Here is a 5,638-nt window from a genome sequence, read left to right as displayed (position 1 = left end):
ACGATCGCAGGTGGTGATGCACGGGTTTTGACCTATTTTACCTGTTAATCTTGCACTTTTTTCTCGATCGCGCGATCGAAAACCCAGACCACGCAATATGCGAGCGATTATTCAGCAAACCCTAATTAAACCACTCCTGACGCAAAAAATAAATGGTTTTATGCGCTATGGGTAAGCCACTATCTGTGCAGTGGACGCCCTCATGAGGACGTTATCAATGCCTGAAACCATTGCTATTATTACATCTTTTTTTCTTCTTCCTTCTTCCTTCTTCCTTCTTCCTTCTTCCTTCTTTCTGACATCCGTTACATCCGTTACATCCCGTACATTACTCGTTGCCGAACTTCCTTCGCCTCTGATTACTCGTTCATATTCTTGTACGTAGCAACAGCCGAAGGCGAACTCCGGTTTAAATAACGGAAGATCCAATACTTAAATACCGTATCCAAAATCACTGGAAAAGTTGCAATGAACAAAAATATGAACTGCCTATTTTCTGGCAGTCCCAAATGCCTCGATAAACCTTCGAGAATTACTTCCCAACCGTGAGGCGAGTGAAATCCGACAAACACATCTGTAAACAAAATAATTACGAAAGCTTTTGCACTGTCGCTGAGACCGTAAATCACATCGTCCATGAAAGACTTTAAAATCTCAATCTCTTTCTTGTTAGTGACGATAATCGAAGCGAAGGCAATCAAGGAAATCAAATCAGCAAAAATATTTTTAATAGCTCCCCCACTTTCAGCGCGGTATTCCTCCGCTATTTCAACTGCTTTTTCGGCAATCTTATTTTCCGTTTCCTCTAAAGAAAGCGAGGGAGCCGTGCCTATTAACCTTTCAAATTTGAGGCGCTGCTCAAATCTCTCCAGTTCTTGGAATGCTTCTTCTTCCAGGTTAACATTTATGAAAAGTGAAGCATTTTCTTGACCTCTCAAATGATCAACGATCGGACCGACTAGAAAGTTTTTTGAAATTTGATTTGTCAACAGCGGAACCAAAATCAAAAGCAAAATAAATCTGAGAGAAATAATTGTTTTGACTTTGGAATTGCGAAAATTCTTGACTACTTCTTTTTCAGCTCCCGGGTCTAAATCTTTAGTGATTCGATTCAAAGTCCCCAAAAGCGATCGCGGTAATAAATTGACTTCTTCATAGTTAGTGTCAACCTCACCATCGTGAATTTGAACAGAATTAGCTGAACCTTTATTTTTGGGGTCAGGTGGAGAACTGCTATTTGTAGATTTTGCCTGCACATTTACCGAACTGACAACCGGAACAATTGCCGTTGATCTACTATTATTAATATACTTGTCGATGACTCCATCAATAAACTCTAGCTTCTCAAATATAAGGGAGGCTCTATCTTTATTGTTGAGATGTAATCCGTGCTGGTAATAATCAGCGCTGCGCCCCGTTTTGGGTTTAGCCCCCACTCGCTCCGGCAGTTCTAAAAAAGAACGGCTAGCATTAAACTCAACCATTCGGGTTTGGATGACCTTGAGGTATTTTTCCAGTTCGGATTTAAAGTAAGACAGTGTGCTTTGTCCGTAATCTCCCGATCGCTCAGAGATTCCTTGGCCGCCAAAATGCTCGTCTTCGATCGCCTTAATTGCTAACGCAGCATCGTAGGCCTGTTCTAGAGCCCTCTCAGGGGTTTCTCGATACCATTGGTGAAGGCTGTAGAGATATTTTACAATCCTGTTCCACGGAGAAGTATTCATAGCTAAAGCTGGTTAGTTGGCTGTAGACATTAGTGATTAAAGTATTCACGGTATGGTAACAAATTTACATAAATTGAGAACGGCCACCGAAGATTCAATTTGGATTGTAGGATCTGCCCGAAGCGGCAAAACCACTCGTTTAGTCGAGCAGTTCTGCATTTGGAGCAAAACTGTCAAGCCTCTTCCTGCAACAGTTTCAGGGCGATCGAGTTCCGGGCGGCGGCGGGCTGGACAAACTGCCCCAGCAATTTTAGTCTTAGCAGCTAACGGAGACAACCGGCTAGAATTGGCCGATCGCATCGCCGTCGCTACCGAAGGAAAATATACCTTTCACTCGACAACGCCCTTCGGTTTTTTTGAGCAGGAGGCATTGTTATTTTGGCCCCTGCTAGTTCAGTCGCTGGATTTGAGGGCTCAATTTCCCTTGCGACTGCAACCTGAAACAGAACTGGAACTTGCCGCGAGACTCTGGCGTCGCGAATTAGACGAAGGGATTTTGCAAAAAACAGGGGTAAGTCCAAACCGAATGGTGCGTCGAACACTAGACTTATTACAACTTGCTGCTGTCAGCGGTACACCGAGAGAAGAGATTCCTAGCATTCTGGAACAGGGATTTGCTGGTGACGGTGGCTCGATCAACCTGTGGACTAGCATGGGAGAGTTGCTGGAAAGGTGGCGGGAATGGTGCTTGACGCGGGGGCTCCTGACTTACGGGATTGTTTGCGAACTCTACTGGCGCTATTTGTTGCCGGATGTTAGTTACCAGAAGCATTTGGCCTCTAGATACCAAGCTGTGATCGCAGACGATGTTGACGATTATCCGGCGATAAGTCGCCATTTGTTCGATCGAATGCTCGACCAAGGTGCAGCGGGGGCGTTCTCCTACAATCCAGAGGGAGGAGTGCGTTTGGGCTTGGGGGCTGACACGGAATACCTAGCCCGACTCGAAAGCCGCTGTCAAAGCGTGGAAAATTTGGACGCAACAGCAGGTTTAGCCCCAGAGATTGGAGATTTAGCGGTAAGTTTAGCAGTTAATACTGAGGGTTTTTATCCTCTAGGCTTGAGTTTGCCCGGTAAAGTTCGATCGCTCCAAACCACTTCCCGGGCTCAACTGCTGCGAGAAACCGCCGAAATCATCGTCGATGCGGTGAAGTCACAAGCCGTGGAACCGCAGGAAATCGCTGTAATTGCCCCTGGGATGGATGCGATCGCCCGTTACAGTTTAACGGAAATTCTGGCGCGAGATGGTATCGCCGCCGTATCTCTCAACGATCAGCGTCCCCTCTCGACTACCCCAGAGATTCGAGCTTTACTCACTTTGTTAGCCTTAGTTTATCCGGGACTCGGCCGTTTAGTCGATCGAGACGGCACAGCCGAAATGCTGGTAGTGTTGGGCAGCCAGAAACACCGTTCATTGGAAACAGAAGATTCCAACTCGATGTTCAATCTAACATCTCAAATTCACCATCAAAAATCGATCGACCAAGTGAGAGCAGGTTTAATCGCCGATCACTGTTTTTGTCCAGATATCGATCGACCTCAACTGCTGCCAATTACAGCTTTTCCCCGGTGGGACAGACTGGGACACCGAGCAGCCAGGGCCTACGAGCACATTGTCGAGTGGATCGAACAACAGCGATCGCAACAGCAGGAGCGGCTGTTGCCGAGCCCAATTGCCCTGCTCGATCGAGCCATCCAGAAATTTCTCATGAACGACAGATACCTCCCCTACGATCGGCTAGCAGCCCTGCGAGAGTTAATGGAAACCGCCACCCACTACTGGGAAATCAACGGGCGAATGCAGCGCGTAGAACCAACAAATGGCGGCGACTCAGAAACGATCGCCCGGTTCATCCAGTTGTTGCGCCAAGGAACAGTCACCGCCAACCCCTTTCCAGTGCGTCCAGAAGGCCCAGCAGCTAGAGCCGTCACCCTCGCCAACATCTTCCAATACCGCAGCAGCCGCCGCGCCCACAAATGGCACTTTTGGCTGGATGCAGGCTCGCCCCTGTGGCTGAGCGGCGGTGCGGCGACATTGTTTGGCGCTCCCTTATTTTTGCGATCGCAACAGGGGCGTCCCTGGGAAACCGAAGAGGAAACGGCGGCCGACCAACAGCGACTGCGGCGAATTCTGCTAGATTTGTTAAGTCGCTGTTCCCTGCTTTACCTTTGCCACAGCGAACTATCCGTCAGTGGACAAGAACAAACCGGGCCGCTTCTGCCCCTAATTAACAGCTCTGTTTCTTGTCAGCAGTCAGCATAACCTTCGCTTCTGCAGGCAAAAGGCAAATCTGTATTCAGCATTCGACATTCGGAAAGAAAAAATTATGACGGCGAAAATTTTTATTTTTTCTGATTCTGGATAAATACACCGGGCTCACTCCAAGCGCGACTTCTAGGTTCTCTCGAACTGGCGCGATATTAAAGTATACCCAACATAGGCATCAAAACGTGCAATCATTAATATTTTGAGATCAAAAGATGCCCGGCTTAAAAAATATCTATAGCCGTGGCAGTTTTGATTTAGTATGTTAGAAATGATGGGGTTATTAATCAATTTTAAGCCAGATTGGTGGCAACAAACTGATACTAATCAGTTCTTAAAGTAAATCGGGATCGTCGTTTAAAGGAGCCAAAATAATGCCAAGTGCAGTGCCATTAGTAATTATACCACCTCCAACACCAGAACCAGAGACGCCAGAACCAGAGACGCCAGAACCAGAGACGCCAGAACCAGAGACGCCAACACCAACTCCGACTCCGACTCCAACACCTCCAACACCTCCCTCCGGGGACGACACAATTGGCGACATAGACGACACAGGGGGCGGAGGCCAAGGTACCTCGCCCGGAATCATCGGCGGCGTAGTCCGCGGCACAGAAAGCAACGACTCCTTAGCTGGCAGTCCCGGCCCAGACGTGATTTCCGGGCTGCAAGGCAACGACACCTTGCAAGGAGTCGGAGGCGACGATTTACTATTTGGCAACGACGATGACGACGTGCTGTTCGGCAATGAGGGCAACGACGTTCTTGATGGCGGTTCAGGACTCGATACCCTGTACGGAGGCAAAGATAACGACTCCCTCGATGGGGGAAATAACCCTGACCTGCTGTATGGCAATGACGCCAACGACACGGTAATCGGAGGCGAAGGCAGAGACACGGCTTACGGCGGCAAAGGCAGCGACAGCTTGCGTGGCGGTTCTGGCGACGATAGCTTTTTGGGCGATCGAGGCGACGACATTCTGTGGGGCGACCAAGGCAACGACTCGCTCTTCGGTGGTGACGGCGAAGACTTGCTATTTGGCAACGAAGGAGGCGACTGGCTCTACGGAAACGCCGGCGGGGACACAATTTTTGCCGGCGACGGCGATGACATAGTATTCGGCGGTGACGGCGACGACATCGTGGACGCCGGTGCTGGCAACGACGTTATTTGGGGCGAAGCAGGCAAAGACGTAGTGGCAGGAGGCGAAGGCAGAGATGTCTTCGTCATCGGTGCATTCAGTTCCCCCAGCGGCAGCAGCGACGGCACTAACGCGGCATTTATCACCACAGGCGGCCCCGATCTCGCTGATGCCGACATTTTCACAGACTTTCGCCAAGGCGAAGATTTAATCGGGTTAAGTGGCGACCTCAAGTTTGAAGATTTGGTAATCTTCCAAAGCACCGAGACCAAAGCCGGCAGTACGATTATTCGCAACGGTGTCAGCGGCGACTTTTTAGCAGTATTGCCCGGAGTAGACAGCAGAACCCTAGGGCGAAGCTCATTTGTAATTGCCCCCACAGTTCCCGGCAGCGCAACTCCGCTTCCCCTACCGACACCGACAACCAGTCCGACACCGACAACCAGTCCGACACCGACAACCAGTCCGACACCGACAACCAGTCCGACACCGACAACCAGTCCGAC

At 49.4% G+C, this 5,638-nt stretch carries 3 protein-coding genes; 2 read left to right on the top strand and 1 reads right to left on the bottom strand.

Going from position 1 to position 5,638, the window contains the following annotated elements; genetic code table 11:
• Window positions 1-359: 359 nt before the first annotated feature.
• A complete protein-coding gene (locus QT979_RS22400) occupies window positions 360-1,724 on the bottom strand; it encodes a proton extrusion protein PcxA (RefSeq protein WP_333311725.1) in 1,365 nt (454 codons plus the stop codon).
• Window positions 1,725-1,776: 52 nt separating this feature from the next.
• Here QT979_RS22400 and QT979_RS22395 point away from each other — a divergent pair, with 52 nt between their 5' ends.
• Entirely contained in the window at window positions 1,777-3,987 is a 2,211-nt protein-coding gene (locus tag QT979_RS22395) for a recombinase family protein (RefSeq protein ID WP_333311724.1), read from the top strand.
• Between the two features lie 377 nt (window positions 3,988-4,364).
• On the top strand, window positions 4,365-5,638 hold a 1,274-nt coding region (locus QT979_RS22390), incomplete at its 3' end, for a calcium-binding protein (RefSeq protein WP_333311723.1).

The sequence above is a fragment of the Microcoleus sp. w2-18bC1 genome (assembly GCF_036700365.1).
In the GTDB taxonomy this organism is placed as follows: domain Bacteria; phylum Cyanobacteriota; class Cyanobacteriia; order Cyanobacteriales; family Microcoleaceae; genus Microcoleus.
This window is presented reverse-complemented; position numbering and strand designations above follow the sequence as displayed.